At 44.8% G+C, this 22,065-nt stretch carries 21 protein-coding genes; all 21 read right to left on the bottom strand.

What is annotated here, in order from left to right; all coding sequences use genetic code 11:
* Positions 1-77 precede the first annotated feature (77 nt).
* The 21 genes from flhF to J7384_RS15295 all read right to left on the bottom strand — a co-directional run bounded on the left by flhF (position 78) and on the right by J7384_RS15295 (position 22,042).
* Positions 78-1,628, bottom strand: a complete 1,551-nt coding sequence (flhF, locus tag J7384_RS15395) for a flagellar biosynthesis protein FlhF (protein ID WP_209115424.1) — start codon at positions 1,626-1,628, stop codon at positions 78-80.
* Positions 1,629-1,717: 89 nt separating this feature from the next.
* Entirely contained in the window at positions 1,718-3,820 is a 2,103-nt protein-coding gene (gene flhA, locus J7384_RS15390) for a flagellar biosynthesis protein FlhA (RefSeq protein ID WP_209115423.1), read from the bottom strand.
* Positions 3,821-3,905: 85 nt separating this feature from the next.
* Entirely contained in the window at positions 3,906-4,517 is a 612-nt protein-coding gene (locus J7384_RS15385; protein WP_209115422.1) for an RraA family protein, read from the bottom strand.
* 99 nt (positions 4,518-4,616) lie between these two features.
* On the bottom strand, positions 4,617-5,747 hold the full coding sequence (gene flhB / locus J7384_RS15380) for a flagellar biosynthesis protein FlhB (RefSeq protein ID WP_209115421.1): 1,131 nt from the start codon (positions 5,745-5,747) through the stop codon (positions 4,617-4,619).
* Positions 5,747-6,532: a flagellar biosynthetic protein FliR gene (gene fliR / locus J7384_RS15375; protein WP_209115420.1), complete on the bottom strand. Its 786-nt coding sequence runs from the start codon at positions 6,530-6,532 to the stop codon at positions 5,747-5,749. The genes flhB and fliR overlap by 1 nt, the downstream gene beginning before the upstream one ends.
* A 32-nt stretch (positions 6,533-6,564) precedes the next feature.
* Positions 6,565-6,834 carry a flagellar biosynthesis protein FliQ gene (fliQ, locus tag J7384_RS15370; protein WP_209115419.1) on the bottom strand — a complete coding sequence of 90 codons (270 nt, stop codon included), beginning with the start codon at positions 6,832-6,834 and terminating at the stop codon, positions 6,565-6,567.
* Positions 6,834-7,610, bottom strand: coding sequence for a flagellar type III secretion system pore protein FliP (gene fliP / locus J7384_RS15365; RefSeq protein WP_209115418.1), 777 nt, complete (start codon positions 7,608-7,610; stop codon positions 6,834-6,836). Before fliP ends, fliQ begins: the two co-directional genes overlap by 1 nt.
* A gap of 36 nt (positions 7,611-7,646) precedes the next feature.
* A complete protein-coding gene (gene fliO, locus J7384_RS15360) occupies positions 7,647-8,285 on the bottom strand; it encodes a flagellar biosynthetic protein FliO (RefSeq protein ID WP_209115417.1) in 639 nt (212 codons plus the stop codon).
* An 8-nt stretch (positions 8,286-8,293) separates the two neighbouring features.
* Complete coding sequence (fliN, locus tag J7384_RS15355) at positions 8,294-8,692, bottom strand: flagellar motor switch protein FliN (RefSeq protein WP_209115416.1); 399 nt, start codon at positions 8,690-8,692, stop codon at positions 8,294-8,296.
* A 30-nt stretch (positions 8,693-8,722) separates the two neighbouring features.
* On the bottom strand, positions 8,723-9,790 hold the full coding sequence (gene fliM / locus J7384_RS15350) for a flagellar motor switch protein FliM (RefSeq protein WP_209115415.1): 1,068 nt from the start codon (positions 9,788-9,790) through the stop codon (positions 8,723-8,725).
* Positions 9,791-9,837: 47 nt separating this feature from the next.
* Complete coding sequence (fliL, locus tag J7384_RS15345; RefSeq protein WP_209115414.1) at positions 9,838-10,377, bottom strand: flagellar basal body-associated protein FliL; 540 nt, start codon at positions 10,375-10,377, stop codon at positions 9,838-9,840.
* Positions 10,378-10,463: 86 nt separating this feature from the next.
* Positions 10,464-12,644 (bottom strand): flagellar hook-length control protein FliK, encoded by a 2,181-nt coding sequence (locus J7384_RS15340; protein WP_209115413.1) that lies wholly within the window; start codon positions 12,642-12,644, stop codon positions 10,464-10,466.
* Between the two features lie 239 nt (positions 12,645-12,883).
* Complete coding sequence (gene fliJ / locus J7384_RS15335) at positions 12,884-13,324, bottom strand: flagellar export protein FliJ (protein ID WP_209115412.1); 441 nt, start codon at positions 13,322-13,324, stop codon at positions 12,884-12,886.
* 56 nt (positions 13,325-13,380) lie between these two features.
* On the bottom strand, positions 13,381-14,751 hold the full coding sequence (gene fliI / locus J7384_RS15330) for a flagellar protein export ATPase FliI (protein ID WP_209115410.1): 1,371 nt from the start codon (positions 14,749-14,751) through the stop codon (positions 13,381-13,383).
* Between the two features lie 46 nt (positions 14,752-14,797).
* Positions 14,798-15,601 carry a flagellar assembly protein FliH gene (fliH, locus tag J7384_RS15325; RefSeq protein ID WP_209115408.1) on the bottom strand — a complete coding sequence of 268 codons (804 nt, stop codon included), beginning with the start codon at positions 15,599-15,601 and terminating at the stop codon, positions 14,798-14,800.
* A 54-nt stretch (positions 15,602-15,655) separates the two neighbouring features.
* Complete coding sequence (gene fliG, locus J7384_RS15320; RefSeq protein WP_209115407.1) at positions 15,656-16,717, bottom strand: flagellar motor switch protein FliG; 1,062 nt, start codon at positions 16,715-16,717, stop codon at positions 15,656-15,658.
* Complete coding sequence (gene fliF / locus J7384_RS15315; RefSeq protein ID WP_209115405.1) at positions 16,710-18,434, bottom strand: flagellar basal-body MS-ring/collar protein FliF; 1,725 nt, start codon at positions 18,432-18,434, stop codon at positions 16,710-16,712. Before fliF ends, fliG begins: the two co-directional genes overlap by 8 nt.
* 43 nt (positions 18,435-18,477) lie before the next feature.
* Entirely contained in the window at positions 18,478-18,801 is a 324-nt protein-coding gene (gene fliE / locus J7384_RS15310; protein ID WP_209115404.1) for a flagellar hook-basal body complex protein FliE, read from the bottom strand.
* Positions 18,802-19,045: 244 nt separating this feature from the next.
* Complete coding sequence (locus J7384_RS15305; RefSeq protein WP_209115403.1) at positions 19,046-20,383, bottom strand: sigma-54 dependent transcriptional regulator; 1,338 nt, start codon at positions 20,381-20,383, stop codon at positions 19,046-19,048.
* The gene (locus J7384_RS15300) at positions 20,380-21,543 is read right to left on the bottom strand and encodes a HAMP domain-containing sensor histidine kinase (protein ID WP_209115402.1); all 1,164 of its coding nucleotides are present in this window, start codon (positions 21,541-21,543) and stop codon (positions 20,380-20,382) included. Before J7384_RS15300 ends, J7384_RS15305 begins: the two co-directional genes overlap by 4 nt.
* Before the next feature lie 214 nt (positions 21,544-21,757).
* Positions 21,758-22,042: a YfcL family protein gene (locus J7384_RS15295; RefSeq protein WP_209115401.1), complete on the bottom strand. Its 285-nt coding sequence runs from the start codon at positions 22,040-22,042 to the stop codon at positions 21,758-21,760.
* Between the last annotated feature and the right edge of the window lie 23 nt (positions 22,043-22,065).

Genomic DNA, 22,065 nt, shown 5'->3' with positions numbered 1-22,065 from the left:
GTATTTTATTTGCAATTATTTAGCTAGCGTTATCACGTTGCTAGTTGAGGCCACTACTTGAGTTTGTCCATTGGCAGTTAAGCCGCTGGCATAGTTTGCCACGAATGCGTTGGTTTGGCAGCATATTTAGCTGCTAGTTTATCGGCAAGCGTAACTAACTTATCGGCATTTGCAACTTTAATATCTTCTGGCACGCGCTGACCGTCGGTTAAATAACCAATTGGCAAACCGTTTTGCACTGCAGTACTAATCAACTCCCCAACGCTCAGGCTTTCGTCAAGCTTGGTAAAAATACAGCCGGCTAGTGGAATTTTCTTAAAACGATCAACGTTTTCTTGCATCACGCGTTGCTGGGTATTGGCTGATAACACCAAGTAGTTGCGAATGCGAACGCGGGCGTTAGCAATTAAACTCGCCAAGTGTTCAGTCAAACGCAAGTCTCGTTGTCCCATACCCGCAGTATCGATCAAAATCAGCTTCTTATCGCTAAACTGAGCGATAAGACCTGCAAGCGCCTCAGAATCTTCCGCTAACTTGACCTGACAGCCAATGATGCGACCATAGGTCGATAACTGTTCAAAGCCTGCAATTCTGTAGGTATCAGTTGAGATAAGTGCAACCTGATCTGCACCATGCGTTTGCGCAAAACGAGCGGCAAGTTTAGCAACGGTTGTTGTCTTACCAACCCCTGTTGGCCCAACAAGGGCAACCACGCCACCGCGTAGAATAATATCGTTATTAGTGGTATTAATTTGTTGAACAAGCATTTGTTTTGCTTGATTCCAAGCGTCTTCTTCGTTGCTGTGACTAGGAATATAACCAGCTAATTGGTCAGCCATAGATTCGGTGAGCCCCATCGCCATAAGACGATTAACTAAAACAGCGCGACGCGGATCTTTTTGCGCCATGTCTTGCCACATTAAGCCCGCCATTTGATGTTCAAGTAACTGGCGAATAGACGCCATTTCTCGTTTCATGCTCTCAAACTGGTCTTGATCACTGTACATCGCATTGTTTATTGGTGCAGTAGCAGATTCTGTTGACTGCTGCATTGATGCTGCTAGCTCTTGCTCGGCAATGGAGCTTATTGTTTCTGTGTGACCGGCATTGGCTTGTAGCTGATTAGTTGAATTTTGCTCTTCGCTGTAATTGGCCTGTAAGCGAGTAGTAAAATCTTTTAACTGTTGTTCAATTGACGGCTCTTGAGCCGATGGTTGACTATGGGCAGTAGAGCTAGTTGGTGCCGTAGCGGGTTGTCCTTGGCGCGCTAATAACGCCGCTAAACTGTCGGCAGGGACATCAGGTGTTTGCTGCTGTGAAAGGTGATTAACACCACTTTGGCTAATATCACCTAAAACTGGCGTTTTCTTTTTCTGCAGCTGACTTTGACCACCAAGAGAGACGGTATCGTCAGATAACTGACGTTCCGTTTGAGCTGGTTCTGCTGTTTGCTGTTCAGTACTGGCATTATCGGTGTCAACTTGTTGACTGTAATCAACAGCAGCCATTAATTCGACACCCTCAGGTACTTTTTTATTCGACATAATTACCGCATCAGCGCCCAATTCTTCTTTAATTTGAGCAAGTGCAGTGCGCATATCTCGAGCAACAAACCGTTTAATCTTCACAGAATACCCCTTAAATTCTCAGCTAGGTACAACATCTTTTGGCATTGCTGGTATCAACCTCTTTGTCGATACCTCATTTGTATCAATGCCTATTGGCCAATTGCGCTGATGATTTTAATCTGCTTGTCATCTGGCACTTCTTGATAAGAAATCACGCGAAGACTTGGAATAGTATGTTTAACAAACTTAGCCAGTACTGAACGCAATATGCCAGATGTCAGTAGAATTGGCGCATCACCACTTAGCTCCTGTTGCTGTGCGCCGTCGGTTAACGACTGCTGCAAGCGTTCGGCTAAGCCAGGTTCGATGCCTGCGCCATCATCACCAGCCATCTGCATAGACTGATGCAACATCTGTTCCAACTCAGGAGACAAAGTTATGACAGGTATTTCAGGCGCTGGACCAACTAAATCTTGAACAATAAATTTACGCAGGGTAATCCGCACCGCTGCGGTCAATACTTCAGGGTCTTGGCTCTTAGCACCGTACTCGACGAGTGTTTGTACAATTGAGCGCATGTCACGCACCGCAACCCCTTCATTCATTAGGTTTTGCAGTACTTTTACGATGGTACCCAGAGACATAGTATCTGGCACTAAGCCTTCAACTAATTTAGGGTAACTCTTAGCCAACATATCGAGTAGGTTCTGTACTTCTTCATGGCCGAGGAGCTGAGAGGCATTATTAGTGAGTACTTGACTTAAATGCGTGGCCAACACCGTCGCAGCATCAACGACTGTATAACCAAGAGACTGAGCGTGTTCGCGTTGATTTTGGTTAATCCAGACAGCGTCTAACCCAAACGCAGGATCTTTAGTTGGCGTACCGTCGAGCTTGCCAAAGACTTGACCTGGGTTAATCGCGAGTTCGTGGTCGTGACGAATTTCTGCTTCACCAACCGTTACCCCCATCAAAGAAATTTGATAAACATTTGGGTCTAAATCGAGATTATCGCGAATGTGAACCGCCGGTACCAAAAAGCCAAACTCTTGGGACAGCTTCTTGCGCACGCCTTTAATGCGATTCAACAACTCGCCGCCCTGACCTTTATCAACCAGAGGAATCAATCGATAACCAATTTCTAAGCCGATGATGTCGACGTGATTAACGTCGTCCCAGCTCAAATCTTTAACTTCTGCTTCTTGTTGCTCAGACTCGACTTGAGATTTTTGCTCTTGTTCAGCTAGTAGTGCTGCCTTTTTAGCTTTGTATTTACTACCATAGTAAGCCGCGCCAGCAATAATCGCTGCAAACATCAAAAATGCGATGTGCGGCATACCAGGGACAACTCCCATAACGAACATAACACCGGCGGCAATATACAAAGAGCGCTCTTGACCAAGCTGATTGCTGACCTGTTGTCCCATGTCTTGTGAGGTGTTTTGGCGAGTTACAACAATAGCCGTTGCCACTGAAAGCAATAAGCCCGGGATTTGGGCAACTAAGCCATCACCAATGGTCAACAAAGTATAAATTTCAACCGCAGCGTCAAAACTCAGGTCGTGCTGTACCATACCAATAACTAAACCGCCAGTGATATTAATAAATAGAATCAAAATACCGGCGATAGCATCACCTTTAACAAACTTACTAGCACCATCCATTGAACCGTAAAAGTCAGCTTCACTGGTCACTTCTTGGCGACGCTCACGCGCTTGGTCTTGGGTAATAAAACCCGCGTTGAGATCAGCATCTATTGCCATTTGCTTACCCGGCATTGCGTCTAAGGTAAAGCGAGCAGTGACTTCTGAAATACGACCAGCACCTTTGGTAACAACGACAAAGTTGATAATAATCAGAATCAAAAACACGACAAGACCAACGGCGTAGTTACCACCGATTACCACAGAGCCAAACGCCTCAATGACCTTACCCGCCGCTTCTGGCCCTTCGTGACCTTCCAATAAAACCACTCGAGTACTGGCGACATTAAGCGCCAAACGCAAAATAGTGGCGACTAAAAGCACCGACGGAAAAGCGCCAAAATCGAGCGGTTTTAAGGTGTAAACCGTGATGAGTAATACCACTAGGCCAAGGGCAATATTGAAGGAAAATAAAATATCAAGTAAGGCTGCCGGCATCGGCAAAATAACCATGCCGAGCGTCGCCATAACTAATAACGGAGTACCGAGGCCAGATAAATGGGAGAGTTTGCTTTTATTAAACTGACTAAAATAAGCGGATAACTGCATTGCTTCTCTGATAGTTTTTTGACGCGTTTATACTAATAAACAGCTAGTCAGCAATAACTAGACCAAGAAGCAAGATTAACTGAAATTACTGCTGAGCTTTTAGCAATGCTTGTTCAATCCGGCTTTCATGATGCTGACGCCAATCGGCTAAAGACATCGACGCTTCTTGATCGGCCTTAGCCTTTGCTTTACTAAAAACTTCACTAGCACTGGCCTGAGGAATCACCGCAATACCATCGATATCGGCGACAACAATATCACCAGTTTCAACCGTGACGCCGCCACAGTTAATCGGCTGAGCAAGTGGGTGAAAACAATTTTTACTGCCCGGTACCGGAAAAATACCTCGGGCAAAAACCGGAAACTTGCTCTGTTGTACTTCAACTAAATCGCGAATGACACCATCAACAATAAAGCCTTTAATCCCCCGCTGCTGAGCTACGGCACACACATTGCCACCAGCAACAGCAAACTGACAATCAACGCCATCGACGACGATAATTGAGCCCGGTGGTGCTTGATAAATTGCGGCGTGCATCATCAGGTGATCACCTGCGCTAAGCTGCACAGTGTAAGCTGGCCCAGAGATTGGTGGCATTGGCAGCCACAAAGGCTTAATAGATAAATCCATAAATTGTTGCCGACCAAGAATATTGCCATAATCAGGTGTCGTTAACTGAGTAAAGTCATCTGCCATAAGTGCCTCTATTAATATCTTTTCGCTAATACAGGCCTACTTTAAGGCACTATGGTCGTTAAAGCACAACCAGATCGGCAATAGCGATTATCAGTGAGATTAATAGCGATAATCGTCGGGAATTGGTAGGTTTTTCGCTAGGGCCTTCGGTCTTGATGATTGACCTTTTTTATACATATCTAGTTGAAAAACAAAGGCCAATACTTGAGCGACCGCCGCGAACAGCTGCTCAGGCACATCTTCATCTAACTCAGTGGTGTAATAAAGTGAGCGAGCAAGCGCTGGTGAAGCAATAATCTCGACTTCGTGCTCTTTGGCTATTTTGCGAATATGCAGCGCCATTTCGTCAATACCTTTGGCAATAACAATTGGTGCCCGAGAACCATCAACATCGTACTTTAACGCAACTGAAAAATGAGTTGGATTGGTAATAACAACATCGGCATTAGGTACTTCTGCCATCATTCGGCGCTGTGACATTTCGTACTGAGTCTTTCGAATTCGCCCTTTAATTTCGGGGCTACCCTCAGTATTTTTCATTTCGTCTTTGACTTCTTGCTTAGTCATTTTCAATTCGCGATTGTGATTCCACACCTGATATGGCGCATCAACCACAGCAATAATCACTAGTGACAGAGTTAAAGCAAAAAACATCCAGAGTAACAGTTCAACCGCATGGGCAAAATTTATCGGAATAGCTTCTTTACTCAAACCGAGAATTTGTTCGAATAAACCGTACAACAAAAAATATGAAGTAATAGCAACAACAAAAAACTTGAGCAACGACTTGATAAACTCAACCATGGCTTGTACGCCAAACATGCGCTTAAAACCCGCAATTGGTGACAGTTTATTTGCTTTCGGTGCAGCTGCTTCCCACGAAAAATTCATGCCGCCGAGCAGTGTATTGCCAATAAATGCCGCCAGCATAATAATAACAAAAATCCACGCCAGCGGCGGAATGAGTACCGTGATCGCATCTGAAATGACTTGAGACAAGGCATGAACATCCATCGCTTCTTGCCTATTCAAGCTGAACAAGCGCTTCATAATGCCTTTAAGCGCGTCAACAAGTAAACCGCCAGTAAACATCAAAGATACCGCTGAGCCCACTAGAACAAACATAGTGCCAAGCTCTTTTGAGCGTGCTATTTGGCCCTTACTTCGAGCTTCCGACAGCTTTTTTGCTGTCGGTTGTTCGGTGCGTTCACCGCTATCAGACTCAGCCATTAATTGCGCTCCTGACAATTAATTAGGTCGCAACTAAACTCTATTGCGCGCTGCCACTGAAGCTCAAAGTGACTAAAGAAATCTCCCATGGTCAACCACATAATCAACAAACCAGCGGTCATGGTAATCGGGAAACCAATGGCAAAAATGTTTAGTTGTGGTGCTGCTCTGGTCATAATGCCAAACGAGAAATTAATCAGCAGCATCGCAGTTAACGGTGCAATTGCCATCGACAATGCGGTCGCAAACATCCAACGGCCCCAGTCGGCAATAGCTTTGAACTTACTTGAATCAAAGCCTTCTAAAGGAATAGGTAAGGTATCGAAGCTAGCGACAATAAACTGCAAAAAGGCCAAATGTCCATCCATTGCCCAAAACAGTAATGTCGACAAAATCAAGAAAAACTGACCAACAGCAGGTACGCTGGTACCACTGGCAGGATCAACTAATGACGCAAAACCCAAACCGGTTTGCATGGCAATAATCTGGCCTGCTAAAGTAAAAGTATTGACCACCATAACAGTGACAAAGCCTAACATGACACCAATCATCATTTGTTGTAAAATCAATAGTGTCGTGGCAAAACTAAACATTGACTCGACTTTAGCGGGAGGTATTGCTGGCATTACCGCAATAGTAATTAAAACACAGAGCGCAATTTTGATGCGGTTTGGGATGGTTTGCGCCCCTAACCCTATCATCGCCATCACTAATGCAGATATTCGAGCCAGTGGCAGTAAGAAGTCCGCAAGATATTGGTTGATGATTGCTTCAGTATATTCCACTATCAGCTCCCACTTGCACTCTTACTACGGCGTTAACTAATAACACTTGGAATACTTGCGATCAGGCGAAAAGTGTAGTCCATTAACTTTTGCACTAACCAATGACCGCCAAAAATAAGCGCTAAAAGTGTGATAACTAAGCGAGGTAGAAAACTTAAGGTTTGTTCATTGATAGAGGTTGCCGCTTGAAAGACGGCAACAATAAGACCGACGATAAGGCTGGGAATAATCACGGCACTCACCAGTACAATCACCAAAAATAGCGCATCCCGCAAAATATCAACGAAGACCTCGGGGCTCATTAAGTTGCTCCCATACCATAACTGGTGGCAAGGGTGCCGATGACCAGATTCCAACCGTCAACTAAAACAAATAGCATCAACTTAAACGGCAAAGAGACAATCATTGGCGAGAGCATCATCATACCCATTGCCATCAGAATACTGGCAACCACTAAATCGATAATCAAAAACGGAATAAACAAAATAAAGCCGATTTGAAAAGCGGTTTTAAGTTCGCTAATCACAAATGCCGGTATGATGACCGTCATCGGAAGCTCAGTTGGTTGTTCAACCGCTTCGATACCGGCCATTGCCGCCAAAGTATCTAAGTCCTTCACCCTTGTTTGCGCCAACATAAAGGCGCGAATCGGCACCTTGGCTTTATCAATAGCTTCAACCGTCGTCATTTGCTCAGCTAAATAAGGTTGAATTGCCGTTTCATTTACTTCGTTATAAACCGGCGTCATAATAAACAGGGTTAAAAACAAAGTAATGCCAATAATCACTTGGTTCGAGGGCGTTTGCTGTAAACCAAAGGCCTGGCGAAGAATGGCCATCACGACCACAATCCGAGTAAACGAGGTCATCATGATCACGGCTGCTGGAATAAAGCTCAGTGCCGTCATGAAAATTAGAATTTGCAGGGTAACTGAGTACTCTTGAGAACCGTCAGGATTGGTGGTTAAGGTGACGGCAGGCAGTGACAATGCTTCTTGAGCGTAGCTAACACCCGTCAGTGCACTTAGCACTAACAGTGCAATTGCGGCAATAAATTTGTTTACTCTAGGTTTGAACATCTTATCTTTTGTGCCTTTATTCGTAGACAGTTTATGTTACCTACTGTGGCCTTTGTTTAAATATTTGCCAATAACTTGCGACAAGTTTTGACCTAACTCTGCAGTTGCCATTTTTTCATCTGGTAATGCTTGTTCGAGCTTATGTAACAAGTTAATTTGCTGACCACTTATTCCGAGTAACAATTGCTGCTCACCAACTTGTACAACAACTAACTTTTCTTTCGCCGACAAATGCAAGCTCGTCACTAATTTAAGCTGTGCCGACTGCGGCCTAATCAATTGAAAGCGCTTAAGCAATAAAGCAGCGACAATGATTAATGCCAACACCATAAACAGCGACAAAATCATACTCATGGCGTCTAGGTTATTACTCGCTGTGTGCTGGCCAACTCGAACTGTTTCACCTTTACTCGTGGTGCTGGTTGATACTTTATCAGCTTGAATATCAGATGTTTGCTTTACCGTAGCTTTTTGCTCAATGGCCTTTTCTTGAACTAATTCTGACTCAAGTTCTGGCTCAGGCTTTGGCAATTCTTGGCCTTGAGTTATTTGTTGCTGTTCCGTACCTAGCTCACCTTCCTGAGCAAAGCTACTAGCACTCAACCCCAGAAAATTGAAGACTAACAACCATACCAATAAAAAACTAGGTACGACTGGCTTTGGCTTGTTGTTCATCAATACCACTATTTGAGCTTTTTAATGCGCTCTACTTGGCTAATCACGTCAGTTAAACGAATACCAAACTTGTCGTTGACCACAACGACTTCGCCATGAGCGATTAACGTACCGTTAACCAAAACATCAAGCGCTTCACCCGCGACGCGGTCAAGCTCAACAACAGAACCTTGGTTCAATTGCAGTAGGTTGCGGATACTGATTTGACTGCGCCCCACTTCCATTGAAATGGTCACGGGAATATCTAAAATGGTGTCTAATTTGCGTTTTTCTTCACTGCTAATTGGACTATCACTGTCTTGCAGTTCTTCAAGCTCAACGGCTTCAGCTTGCCCCGCTTCAGCAGCAGCTTGCTCGTCCATCGCTTCGGCCCACATATCTAAGCCATCTTCGTTTTCTGTACTCATGTCAACCTCAATAGGATGTAATGCTAAGGTTTAATACTCTAAATCGTCTTCGAGTAGGTGTAATTCGGCATCGCTATCTAAGCGCTTACCACCTTTTGTCAATATGGTCAGTTCATTCTTAACTGACTCAGGACGTTTAATTTTCGACTCAATTTGCAACGCGACATTATCTCGACTGCGGCCTAACTTGGCGCGATAAGTCGGTAAATCTTCCACTAACACAGTGACGTGATCTGGCATTTCAATCGGGATAATATCCCCTGCCTGTAGCTCCATCACCTGTTGCAGCGGTAAATCAACTTCTAAGAACTTGGTATTTAAATTAATCGGCACGTCCATAATTTCATCGCGCAACGCCTTCGACCAACGCATGTCAGTGTCTTCTTTATCACTTTGGACACCAGCATCGAGTAATTCACGAATTGGCTCTAACATTGAATACGGCAAAGCAACATGGAAATCACCACCGCCGCCGTCAAGTTCAATGTGGAAAGAGCTGATCACAACCACTTCAGTTGGGCTGACAATGTTTGCCATTGATGGGTTAACTTCAGAGTCGAGGTATTCAAAAGACACATCCATCACTGGCGACCAAGCTTCTTTGTAGTCTTCAAAAATTAGCTTGAGTAACATTTGAATAATACGGCGTTCTGTTGGCGTAAACTCACGACCTTCAATTTTGGCGTGATAGCGACCGTCACCACCGAAAAAATTATCCACCAAAATGAAAACTAAACGCGCTTCCATGGTAATAAGGCCAGTACCTTTAAGCGGCCTGAAGCGCACCATATTCAAGCTAGTCGGTACGAATAAAGTGTGTACGTACTCACCAAACTTGATCATTTGAATACCGTTGATTGACACCTCAGCGGTACGACGCATCATATTAAATAAACTGATGCGCATGTGACGAGCAAAACGTTCATTAACCATTTCTAAGGTCGGCATTCGACCACGAACAATTCTGTCTTGAGACGAAAAGTCGTAATCGCTCATGCCTTCAACGCTGGCAGAGTCCTCTACTATTTCCTCTTCTTCGACATCATCAACGCCGTGTAGTAGCGCATCAATTTCGTCTTGTGATAATAAATCGCTCACAAATCACACTCTTAGTTAATTAGCTAAACATTTGTTAACGCAGTTAATTACTGCATTACAAAGCCAGTAAACAAGACTTTTTCAACCACTTTTTTATCTTCAATATCCATCATCACTTTTTGTACTTCAGTCAATGACAATTGTTTCAAAGAGGTTTTACCCGCGCTGGTCGCAAGATCATCAGCATTGGCTTGAGAAAATACGCCTAAAAAGGTGCTTTCCAATAAAGGTACGTGTTTTTTGGCAATTTCTTCGTTGTCTGCGCCACGCACCAACAGCTGTACTCGAATTTCAACAAAGCGATCACGAGAGGCTCCCGGCACATTGAAACGAAATGGTCTCGGCATTGGCACATACAAAGCACTGCCAACTTCAGCCGCACCAGCATCGGCAACTTCGGCAGGCGCTTCACCAGAATCAAGCGCTGCAGCAGCCTCTTCTTCACTGACTTCAGGTTCGCCACCACTGAGAAAGAAAAATGCTCCACCACCAGCGGCCGCTAAAACAACAACAATAATGATGATCAACATCATTTTTTTCTTTTTACCACCGCCGTTATCTAGTTCTAACTCGTTTTCATCTGCCATGCTATCAAGTCCCAGTTCAGCACTAATCAATTTATAAGTTCAAACTATATCGCTGAAAACCATTCAAGCCAATGAGTTTTCAACAATTATGCGTAATAATCTACGCCGACTGCTGAACCTTTAACCATATAGCTTTGTTGGTCGTGCTCTGCGACTTGACCATGGTCTTGCTCTTGGTGCTCAGCACCACGGCCAGTGCCAGAACCACCTTGTGCTAGCTGTTCTTGGCTTTGCTGATCCCTTTGCTCGATGTTAGCGTCACCGACATCGACGCCAGAGCCCGCTAGCATGTCTTTTAATCGGTTAATGTTTTGCTCTAAGGCCTCTTTTGCCTGCTGATTTTGAACAACAAAGCTGACCGCTGCCTGCTCATTTTGTAAGTTAACCCTCACTTGAACATTGCCAAGCTCAGGCGGATCTAACTGAATATCAACTTGTTGTAGCTTTTGCGAGACCATTACCATCACTTTGTCTTTGAGTTGCGCACTAAAGTCTTTGCGATAAATATTGATGGTTTCGGTAAGTTGCGCTGCCTGCTTCTTCTGCACTTGCACATTGTCTTGCGTGACCTGATTAGCGACTTCATCTAAGTAGGTCTGCTGTTCAGTGCTTGTTCGCGCTTGTTGGATACTGCGCTCATTAGCCTGTGAAGCCGCATCTAGTGTTGCTTGGAAAGCACTGCTGCGATGGGCCTGTTGTTCAGGCTTTAAACTGTTTTTGTCTGACTCGGCAACAACAATATCTTGTTCAAGCGGTTGCTCAGTTGTCAGCTGTGCATTACTGTTTTGCCCTTGCTGATTGCTTGAACTTTGGCTATTACCTTGAGAGGTATTACTTTGTCCACCAGCACTTAAATCAACTGTGCGGTGATGACTGCCAGTGTTTGCTTGACTGTTAGTTTGGCTACTAAGGTTTCGCTCTTGTTCAGGGTTAGCTTGGCCAGCAATGACTTGGCGCCCGACATAAAGTTCAGACGACTGTGCAGTCAAAGCTTGACCATTGTCACCACTATCACCGCTAAGATTAACCGTTTGCTGTTGCGTACCAGTTGTATTAGCAGCAACTTGTGTATCGGCTTTTTGGGTCAAGACAGCATCACTATCAGGTGTCAGCGTATTAGCGGTTGTGACTAAGTCACCGTCAGTTTGAACTTCCAAGCTTTGTTGTTGAGCGGCCAATTCACTCTCTGCTGATGTTTTTACTTTGGCGAGTTCTGCCGCTATTTGCTGTGCCTGCCCAGCTGACGTTTGCTTTATCTGTTGTTCACTATTATTGGCGGCATGACTTAACACAACGCTGCTAGCCGCTGAGTCGACATATGCGCCTGGTGGCTGACCAATAAGATGCTTTTGACTCAGATCACCCCCCCTGCCAGCAAGTAATCGCTCTTTTATCGACAACTCGTGGTCAAGCACGGATCTTGCTGTCTCGGTAACTTTGCTCGCTGAGCCGGCTTCCGCCTTATTATTGCCAGCTTCGCCATTTGAAGTCAGCTCGGTTTTATTCTGTTGGGCTTGGGCTAATGCTTGAATGCGTTGAATCGTCTGGCCGTCGTCAGTGTTTTCAGTATCAGTGCTCTCTGTATTAGTAGCACTACTTACTTGCTTAGATCCATCAATCGCAATACCTTGAGTATTAGTGAACAACCGATCTTGTTTTGTTCTCTTTTCTGTAGGTAAAGTTATTAACCCGTCATCAGTTTGACTTTCACCATCAGCGAGCTTTTTACCATTGGCGTTATTGTCTTGTTGTATCAATAGTTCAGAGCGATTGACTAACTCAAGTAATTTCGACGCAGAACTCAACGCTGGCGTTTTCGCATCAGTATTGTCTGCTTGGCTATTGTTAGTTTGAGCATTAGTCGCTTGGTTGCTCTGGCTGGCAGTTTCTTGGTCAATCTTATCAATAGCAGCAGATTTAACTGAGGCTTCATTGAGGTGTTCATCGGTCTTGTTCGCTTGACCTGCCGATTCAGTGCGGGTTTGTCTCTCTTTATCTAGGCCAGCATTTGCCGCTTTAGACTTTTTGACTGCAATATCATCACGCTTGGTCGAACTTTCATGCTGACCGTTATTATCAGTTAACTCATCGCGCTGGCGATTTGTTGCCTCAACCTTCCTGCTTTTGTCAGCTTTACCTGCATTAATGTGTTGCTCTACTAGGCTGGCAAAACCACTATCGCCCTCACTATTGGCGCTAGTACTGGCACTGCTTGAGTCTTTGGTATCACGTGCTTGCGTTAACCCTAGATTGATAATATTTTCCATACGCCTAATTCACACCCCTAACAATCGCTTTTCATGACTATTGACTCAATGAACCATTGGTCAAAGCTCACTTAACCTTGTCTTAACCTTATCTAAGTTATCTTGGTCGATATTGCCGCTTTGGCTTGATTATTTTTGTTATTAAAAAACATACAAAAGTAGTGCCATGTTTAGCAGTAAATTAACTAACGCAGGAACTTTTACCGTGATAACCACCAATAAATGTCAAAATGAGTGTCTTACTGATAACGTTGGCGAATGAATTGTTGACCAGCAATTTCGTCGAACATTTTTTGTTCGCGCTTATTGGCTAACTGCTGCTCTTTTACGCGATACTTTTCCATCAGCTTCTCGACAGCTTGTACTTTTTGTCGTTGAGCTAGCCAGAGTTTTTTGCGCTGTTTAACCAGTGCCTTAGCTTGGCTAAGCGCTATTTCAACTTGCTCTGAGGCGTTGTCTAGTTTACTGATAAAAGCGTGAAAATGACTGTACGTTGCACTGTCGATACCTTGAATAGAGCGGTCGTTCAACCGTTTCATATATTCTAATCGATAGTCAGAAACACTTTGTAAACGCAGACGGTTTTGTTGAACATCTTGCTCTGCGAGCTGCAACTGCTGAGCCGCTAAGCGTTCTTTGTCTTGCTCGACCTTGTGTAGTGTCATCAACTGCTTGCTCAATGACTCGCTCCTCTCATTCTGATTACTTATGATAGCTTATGACAGCTTGCGACTACCTAAGAGGGCATCGCTTGGCCAGCCTGCTGCTGATGGTGAGCTTGAGCCGCGGAGACGATTTCTTGCAGCTGGGCTAAGCTCTGATCATAAGGAATAACTTCCTTCATTTGCTGCTGTAAGAAAAAGTTAATCACAGGTAGTAATTTAATTGCCTGATCAATTCTTGGATCGCTGCCCTGAGTGTATGCGCCTATGGTGATAAGATCTTTGTTTTGCTGATAAAGTGAATAGCTCTGTTTGAGCTGTCTCGCTAGGTCTTGGTGTTCGGGGCTAGTCACCATCGGCATCACACGACTAATCGAACCTTCAATATCAACCGCCGGGTAGTGACCGCTATCCGCTAATTCACGGGATAACACGATATGACCATCTAGAATAGCGCGTGAAGCGTCAGCAATCGGATCCTGCAAATCATCGCCTTCGGTCAATACGGTGTAAAATGCCGTAATTGAACCTTGACCATCGCCACCGTTACCGGCCCGCTCTACTAATTGAGGTAGTTTTGAAAAAACCGATGGTGGATAACCTTTGGTTGCTGGTGGTTCGCCAACTGCCAAGGCAATTTCCCGTTGAGCTTGGGCATAACGCGTAATAGAGTCCAACAGCAGTAAAACGTTTAAACCTTGATCGCGAAAATACTCGCTAATGGTGACAGCCGTTTCACAGCCTTTTAACCGCATCAAAGGAGAGTTATCAGCAGGTGCCGCGACCACAACAGAGCGTTTACGGCCTTCTTCACCGAGGATTTCTTCAATAAACTCTTTAACTTCGCGGCCGCGTTCACCAACTAAACCAACAACAATCACGTCAGCAGTGGTGCCGCGAGTCATCATGCCCAACAAAACACTTTTACCGACACCACTGCCGGCAAATAAGCCCATGCGCTGGCCTTTACCAACGGTGATAAAACTGTTGATTGAGCGCACGCCAACATCAAGCGGTTCGCTAATCGCTCTTCTGGCTAAGGGGTTGAGCATTTCAGATCGATAAGGCGTATCGTTGGCTTTAATCGGGCCTTTGCCATCAAGTGGCTTGCCGATACCATCGACAACCCGCCCCAATAAGTCCATTGACAATGGCAACCGAGCTTTGGTGGCAAGGGGAACAACGCGAGCCCCCGGTTGAACCCCCTGCAAGCTTTGCTCGGGCATAAGAAATGTTTTGTCGCCGGCAAAACCAACGACTTCGGCGATTAAGTCGCCGAATGCGGTTTCAACCAAACACTGGCTGCCGACATGTGCCTTAACGCCGACCGCCTCAAGTGTTAAACCAACTACGCGTACTAAGCGACCAGCGACCGATATTTTGTGTTTGTTAACAAATTGCTGGCAATTGCCAAGCCGCTGATTAAGCTGCTCAATATTAATCATAGTAAAAACAAACCGCGTTGGGTTTTTGACACTCGAGTAAAATCAGTTATTGATGCAGTGCTTGTTGCAAAAATGAGTCCAGTACGTCTTTAATTTTTGATTTTATTGATAAGTCGATATTTGAAGTACTATTTTCAATTTGGCAGCTTCCTGGCATCAACTGAGGTGCCGGCAGCAAACGCCAGCCGTGCTCCGCCAAAAATTGCTCGCCAAATTGGCTTTCAACTCGCTTAATATCTTCTGGGTGTAAATACACTTGAGTTTGATTTTCTTGAGCGGGTAAAGCTTTCATACCCTCGGTAATCGCCGAAAACAAAATATCTTGATTAGTTTTGGCTTCATGCCCAGTAATAGCTTCAACCAATTGCACCACTAAGTGAAGTAGTTGCTGCTCGACATTTTTCTCAACCGATTGCATCGGATGGTGCAGTTCGTTGACAAGCCCTTGCCAACGCTCGGCCAGCTCATTGACTTGGTGCTCACCATCAGTAAAGCCTTTTTCAAAACCCTCTTGCTGACCAGTCGCTAAACCTTCTTCATGGCCTTGCGCTTTACCTTCTTGATAACCGGTTTCAAAGCCTTCCTCTTTGCCTTGGTTGAAGCCCTCTTGGTAAGCTGCTTGACGAATTTCTTCAATTTCTTCAGCAGTTAATGGGACAACTTCTTCAACCACTTCCTCTTCTGGAGGTTCATAACGCCAACTCGGCTTTTTGCCGATAGCATTGGTTTGGCTATCATCAATTTCAAGCTCAACATCAGGTAACGGCCAAACGTTTAAATCATCTTTCAGCTCTGGTTTCGCCTGAGCTTTAATAATATATCCTTGCTGGTTGCTAGCCTTAACGGTCATACAACTACCTCTTGGCTGTTAACAACTAAAAACAACTTGTTGTTACTCGCGTGATTACAAGAATTCATCGCCACCACCAGCGCCGCCAAGCATGATTTCACCTGAGTCAGACAAGCGTCTAGCAACCGATAGAATTTCTTTTTGTGCCGCTTCAACTTCACTGATGCGCACTGGCCCCATCGCTTCTAAATCGTCTGCGAGCATTTCAGCTGCGCGTTTCGACATATTGCCAAGAATCTTCTCTTTCAGTGCTTCATCAGCACCTTTAATCGCTTTCATTAGTGAGTCTTGTTGAACATCGCGAAGAATGGCTTGAATACCTCTATCGTCGACATCGGCAAGGTTTTCAAAGACAAACATCAAGTCTTGAATTTGTTGGCTCATCTCTTCGTCGTGCTCGCGAATCGCGTCCATCAAGACACCTTCAACATTGGTATCCAAGTAGTTCATGATGTCTGCCGCAGCTTTCAAGCCGCCCATTTTGGCCGCCTGCGCACCAGCTTGACCCGCGAACTGTTTCTCCATGATCTCGTTCAATTCTTGTAGTGCCGCCGGTTGTACTTCTTCGAGGTTGGCGATACGCATCATCAAATCTAAGCGAACTTTGTCGGCAAACTGGCCGAGAATTTCTGCTGACTGCTCAGGTTCTAAGTAAGACAATACAATGGTTTGAATCTGGGGATGCTCGTTGCGAATAATGTTGGCAACTTGTTTTGAATCCATCCACTTCAACGAGTCTAAACCTTTAGCGCCACTGCCCATCACGATTTGGTCGATCAGGTTGCTCGCTTTGTCTTCACCAAGTGCCGCCGTTAATGCTTTGCGGACGAAATCTTCACTTTGGAAACCTATGGTACTAAAGTTTTGGATTTCGTTGATAAACAGCTTGTGTACCGAAGTAATTTTCTCTTGGGTAAAATCCTCCATGCCGGCCATGGCCGTTCCCACCTGCTGTACTTGCTTTGGCTCAAGGTGTTTTAAAATTTGTGCGGCGTCCTCTTCCGACAAACTCAACAGTAAAATGGCTGCTTTTTCGACACCTTCGAGCTTTTCAACATCAAAAGTACCGCCACCGCCTTCTCCGGCCGGGACTAATTCTTGGCTCTCATCACTCATCTTCGACTAACCAACTTTTCACAACTTGAGAGGATAATTCAGGCTCGTTTGCCACTAAGGCGCGAACCGCTTTCAGTACATCTTCATCGCGATGTAAGTCTGGTAATTGTAAACTACCGTCTGGGGCAAAACCAACCGCTTCAGCATCAAAATCTGCCGTCAACATGTCCATGGTTTCATCGCCGAGATCAACATGGGTGTCTAATGACTTCTCGCCGTACTCATCTGGCGTTTGCGCTGGGTTCATCAAGCGCGTCAACATTGGCTTAATGACAAAGACAATCAAGACAATAATAACCAGTGCCGCTAAGCCAAGTTTTACTAATTTCATGAAAATTGGCTTGTCGTAAAACGGTACCGCTTGCTGCTCACCCAAGTCGATGCGTGAGAAAGGTAACGTGACCACTTCTAGTGCGTCGCCGCGTTGCATGTCAAAACCAATACTACCCTGTAGCAAGCGACGGATATTGGCAAGCTCTTGCACCGATCGCGGTGTCTGCGTAGTTTCGCCTTCTGCCGACGTGCCGTTGATGTAATCAAGCGCCACAGAAACACTGATACGACGAATAACCCCCGTTTGTTGCTTGGTGTAGCTAATTGATTCGTCTAATTCATAGTTGCGGGTTGACTCACTGTGCTTACGACTTGGTGTCACGGTTTGGCTATTAGCACCACCAGCTTCTTCTGGAATATCTGACTCTAACGGCGGTTGATTTGACAAGGCACCAGGAATTCCGCCAAGACCACCACCAATAGAGCTGTCTTCAACGGTCATTTCGCTGCGGAGTGCTGGTAAGTCAGGATTATAGCGGCGCTGGGTTTGTTCAGTGTTAGTAAAGTCCATAGTGACGTCGACTTGCGCCGTGTAATTGCCCAAACCAACCACTGGAATTAAAATACTGTCGATTTTTTCGCGGTACTCTTGTTCGCGCTTTTGTTCAATTTCAAATTCTTTACGAGAGCGCGCTGACACTGAGTTTTGTGAACCTGAGTTGAGCAAACGGCCGTTTTGGTCAGTTACTGTTACTCGGTTAGGATCTAAGCCCTGCACTGCTGAGGCAACAATATCAACCACTGAATCGACTTCTTCTGCCGACAAAATTTTACCGCGGCTCATGGTCAGTACAACAGTTGCCGACGGGCTTTTTTGTTTGCGAGCAAAAACATTTTCACGGGGAATCGCTAACAAGACTTTAGCACGAGCAATTGACTGTAAGTCTTCTATCGTGCGCGCCAGTTGTTGTTCACGGCCGTGCTTTAAGCGCTCGCGTTCTAAACGCTGACTCACGCCAAAGCCCATGTCTGTCATCAAAATTTCGTCGCCTGCACTCGGTTCATCATTTAAACCTTCGCGAGCGAGTAACAGTTTAATGCGCTGGTAATCTTCTTCTGGAACAAAAATGGTGTTGTTTTCTTGTTTGTAGTCTTTGACGTTATTGGCGTCGAGAAAATCCATGGTCTTGATCAATTCTTGCGTCGGCAATTTAGCGACTGCTCGGTATTCCGGCTCATAAGCAAGAATCAAAATAAAGGCGGCTATTGCCAAACAAATTGCCAGCGCCGCAACCAAAGTAAATTGGCGCATCACATCAACGTTGTTAAGGGCGGCGGCAAAACCAGATTTTTGCTCTTGCCCGATAGCATCGTTGTTGTCATTGGCGATTAAATCGTTGCCAGCACCATCACTTGCGACCATTGCGTTACTTGTATCAGCCACTTAACTTCTCCACTTAGCCTTAATACTCAGTTCAACTCGCGGCCTAAACCGGCATACTCATAATTTCTTTGTAGGCTTCAACAAACTTGTTGCGAACCTGAACAGTGGCTTCGAAAGCGACCCCAGCTTTTTGACGAGCAATCATGGTTTCAGCAAGTGTAATACTGCGGTCTCCCATTTCAAACGCCGTGGTTTTGGCACCGGCGTCTTTTTGGATACCATTAACCGTATCAAGCGCTTGTTTGAACATGTTGCCAAAGTCTTCACTTGACTTGTTTACCTGACGGATTTCAGTTTGGCGATTACCTGTGGCTTCAACCGCCATAGATTGCATTTGCGCAAATAATGAATTGCCTTTGATATCCATAGTTCACCTGCTCGTAAAAAGTTGTTAAAGGTGCAATCGTCAAAACTTTGAAAGCACTGTATAACAGCTATCAAGCAAGTGTAATGCCAAAAACAATTTAATACATAAAGACTTGATACAAATAGAAAAAGACGAAATAAATCGCCTAATAAAAAATTGACACTGTAGAAAATACAAGCAAGTTCTCAATCTTGGTTGAGAACTTGATATTGACTAAAAGCTAGAAGCTAACAGATGACATCACTTAACCGGGTATTTGAATGCCATCTTCACGCATGCGCGCGAGTTTGTAACGCAAAGTACGAGGACTAATACCGAGCTTCTCTGCAACGACTTTGCGTTTACCACTACATGCTTGCAAGGTGTCCAAAATAATTTGGTGCTCTTGCTGCTTGAGTTCGTGACCAAGGCGATCATCGCTTTGCACAGGTTCTGCTGGCGCGACCACCGCGGTTTCAAATTGCTCAATTAAAATATCTTCCGCGTTAATACAATCATCACTTTGCAGGATCAAGGCGCGTTGAATAACATTATCGAGCTCGCGGACATTGCCTGGCCAGTTGTAGGCAGATAGCTTGCTGCGAGCAGCTGGCGACAAATGAGGTATGACCTGCCCAGCTTTTTGACAATGACGCTCAATTAAGTGTTGTGCCAATGGCAAAATATCATCGCTACGCTCAGCCAACGGTAACCAGCTCAGTGGAAAAACATTTAATCGATAGTATAAATCTTCGCGGAACACTCCGTCTCGCACCGCTTCTTTTAAATCGCGGTTACTGGTGGCAATAACCCGAACATTGAGCTTAATGGTTTTTCTACCGGCCAAACGCTCAACTTCTCGCTCTTGTAATACCCGCAATATTTTCGCCTGTAACCCCAAATCCATTTCGGTAATTTCGTCGAGCAAAATCGTGCCACCTTGGGCTTGCTCAAACTTACCCGGACACGCCTGAATAGCACCGGTAAACGCGCCTTTTTCATAACCGAATAAGGTTGCTTCGAGCATGTTTTCAGGAATTGCAGCACAGTTAATGGCAACAAACGGCTGATCAGCACGAGTTGAGTTAGCATGAACGTATTGCGCTAACACCTCTTTACCCGAACCACTTGGCCCCAAAATCATGACTGACGCGTCTGTAGTCGCGACTTTTTTGGCTAATCTCAATAATTCTAAACTGCGATTATCGGCAACCACTGGCGTGTGCTGCTCTGAAATTTGGCTTGGAATATATTGATTGACCATATTGAGCAAAACTTCAGGTGCAAATGGCTTCGCCATATAATTGGCGGCACCATCTTTAATCGCTTGCACAGCGTCATCAATAGTGCCGTAGGCGGTCATCATCAACACTGGCATTTTAGGCCAGTGATGCTTAATCGTTTTCAATAGCGATAAACCAGACATCCCCGGCATTTGAACATCACTAACGACCAAATCAATCTCTTGGTTTTTGAGTTGTAATAACGCGCTTTCGCCTGAATCTGCTTCAAAGCACTGATAATTTGAAATCATCAGCGTGTCAATGAGTGCCTCTCTTAAACCAGCATCATCTTCAACGACTAAAATTCTACTTGTGGTCATTTGGACTCTCCTAACTGTACATTTGAGCGCACTTGAGCGGATTCGATAACATCAGCTAACGGCAAAGTAAGATGGAAATGAGCGCCTTGTTCGCTTGGCATTAACTTAACTGTGCCCTGATGAGCGCCAATAACAGATTTGACAACCGCTAAGCCCAAACCCGTACCTTGCATTTTTGAGGTAAAAAACGGTTCGAAAATCTTTTCCCTCAGTGATTCTTCAATACCTTGACCATCGTCTTTAACATCAATGGCTATCGAGTCAGCACGACGGGTAATTGACACTTCAACATTAACCCCTTGTGGGCTCGCTTGAATACTGTTGTCAATTAGGTTGCGCAAAGCCCCCGATAACGCCGATGAATTACCCAATATTTCGAGCGGCTTGTTGTCACTAGCAACACTAATACTACTATTAGACTTGTTCGCAAGTGCAGCCATCTCTTGTGCAATAGACTTCACTAACTCGTCAATTTCAATGCGTTCAACGACCTGCTGACGACCACTTTTGGCAAATAACAACATGTCATTCACTTGCTGCTCTAAATCTTGCAAACGCGACATTAATTTTTCTTGAAAACCCGATTTGGCTTGCGCACTAATTTTACTGTTGGCTAGGTTAGCGCCGTAAAGCATCGCAGCAGACAAGGGTGTGCGAATTTGATGTGCCAGAGACGACACCATTTTACCCAAGGCAGATAAACGCTGGAGCTGGCTTAACTTGTCTTGCAACAATCGAGTTTCGGTTAGGTCGGTGATCATGATCAACTGCCCCGGCTGATTACCAAGAGCGCTAATTTCTAGCTTCACTCTGCGACCATCGCGCAATGACACCTCGTGGTAATCATCAGCTCGTGGTTTAAACGAACGTTGAATCACTTGAAACCAAGGCTGACCAAGAATCGGTTCATCGAGCAAGTCAATCGCCACTTGGTTGACCCTGACAACAATGCCATCACCGTCAAGCATAATAAGCCCGGTTGGCATTGCATCGAGTACTTGGTTTAATTGTTCTTTCTGTTTACGTAAATCGGCTAACTCGCCTGGATAGCTTTCCGACATTAACGCAGGTTCTGCACGTTCGACACGGTTTGGCGACATAGGGATCGCCGCAACCGGATTAAGCACAGATTTTGATGACGGGGATAAGGCTAGTGCCATAACAACTCACTTAACAGTTTAATATGATGAGTTGTTTTAAGCACGATACATGCCAAAAAATTAAATCAATGAAATCAATGTATTAAAATAAAAATACCGGTCAATTTTTTGACTGATTGTCGCTAAATGACTAGATTAAGTCGGTGAGTTTGAAGCAACACAGCAGTTGAATGAACGACTGTGTTTCGCCACTAGTGCTTAACCAAAATAAGGTTTAACCAAAGTAAGTTTGTAACTGCTGCCAAAATTGCTGAACAATTTCTCTGTCTTGCGGGGTAAGCTCAGTGCGTGCTTGTGCTAATTTTTCACTAACATCTTCGACTAACTCAGCACCCAAGGTTTGTTGTTCATCGCCAAATTGGCTGGCTGCCAACGCAATAAAGCCACGTAAGTAACTGCTGGCAAACAAGGTATCGCTGTCGGCATCACGGCTCACAAGGTCATCAAAGTACTGATAAAGTTGCTCAAGCTTAGTAAGCGCTGGAACGTCTGTTAACATGTTAATATTCCTGTAAAAATAAT

This window comes from Endozoicomonas sp. G2_1 (assembly GCF_017744155.1).
In the GTDB taxonomy this organism is placed as follows: Bacteria; Pseudomonadota; Gammaproteobacteria; order Enterobacterales; family Alteromonadaceae; genus JAGHQT01.
This window is presented reverse-complemented; position numbering and strand designations above follow the sequence as displayed.

Excerpts from the sequence above, each read along its gene's own strand:
- flhA (WP_209115423.1), bottom strand. The coding sequence starts at position 3,820 with ATGCAGTTATCCGCTTATTTTAGTCAGTTTAATAAAAGCAAACTCTCC.
- J7384_RS15385 (WP_209115422.1), bottom strand. The coding sequence starts at position 4,517 with ATGGCAGATGACTTTACTCAGTTAACGACACCTGATTATGGCAATATT.
- flhB (WP_209115421.1), bottom strand. The coding sequence starts at position 5,747 with ATGGCTGAGTCTGATAGCGGTGAACGCACCGAACAACCGACAGCAAAA.
- fliQ (WP_209115419.1), bottom strand. The coding sequence starts at position 6,834 with ATGAGCCCCGAGGTCTTCGTTGATATTTTGCGGGATGCGCTATTTTTG.
- fliP (WP_209115418.1), bottom strand. The coding sequence starts at position 7,610 with ATGTTCAAACCTAGAGTAAACAAATTTATTGCCGCAATTGCACTGTTA.
- fliO (WP_209115417.1), bottom strand. The coding sequence starts at position 8,285 with ATGAACAACAAGCCAAAGCCAGTCGTACCTAGTTTTTTATTGGTATGG.
- fliN (WP_209115416.1), bottom strand. The coding sequence starts at position 8,692 with ATGAGTACAGAAAACGAAGATGGCTTAGATATGTGGGCCGAAGCGATG.
- fliL (WP_209115414.1), bottom strand. The coding sequence starts at position 10,377 with ATGGCAGATGAAAACGAGTTAGAACTAGATAACGGCGGTGGTAAAAAG.
- J7384_RS15340 (WP_209115413.1), bottom strand. The coding sequence starts at position 12,644 with ATGGAAAATATTATCAATCTAGGGTTAACGCAAGCACGTGATACCAAA.
- fliI (WP_209115410.1), bottom strand. The coding sequence starts at position 14,751 with ATGATTAATATTGAGCAGCTTAATCAGCGGCTTGGCAATTGCCAGCAA.
- fliH (WP_209115408.1), bottom strand. The coding sequence starts at position 15,601 with ATGACCGTTAAGGCTAGCAACCAGCAAGGATATATTATTAAAGCTCAG.
- fliG (WP_209115407.1), bottom strand. The coding sequence starts at position 16,717 with ATGAGTGATGAGAGCCAAGAATTAGTCCCGGCCGGAGAAGGCGGTGGC.
- fliE (WP_209115404.1), bottom strand. The coding sequence starts at position 18,801 with ATGGATATCAAAGGCAATTCATTATTTGCGCAAATGCAATCTATGGCG.
- J7384_RS15305 (WP_209115403.1), bottom strand. The coding sequence starts at position 20,383 with ATGACCACAAGTAGAATTTTAGTCGTTGAAGATGATGCTGGTTTAAGA.
- J7384_RS15300 (WP_209115402.1), bottom strand. The coding sequence starts at position 21,543 with ATGGCACTAGCCTTATCCCCGTCATCAAAATCTGTGCTTAATCCGGTT.
- J7384_RS15295 (WP_209115401.1), bottom strand. The coding sequence starts at position 22,042 with ATGTTAACAGACGTTCCAGCGCTTACTAAGCTTGAGCAACTTTATCAG.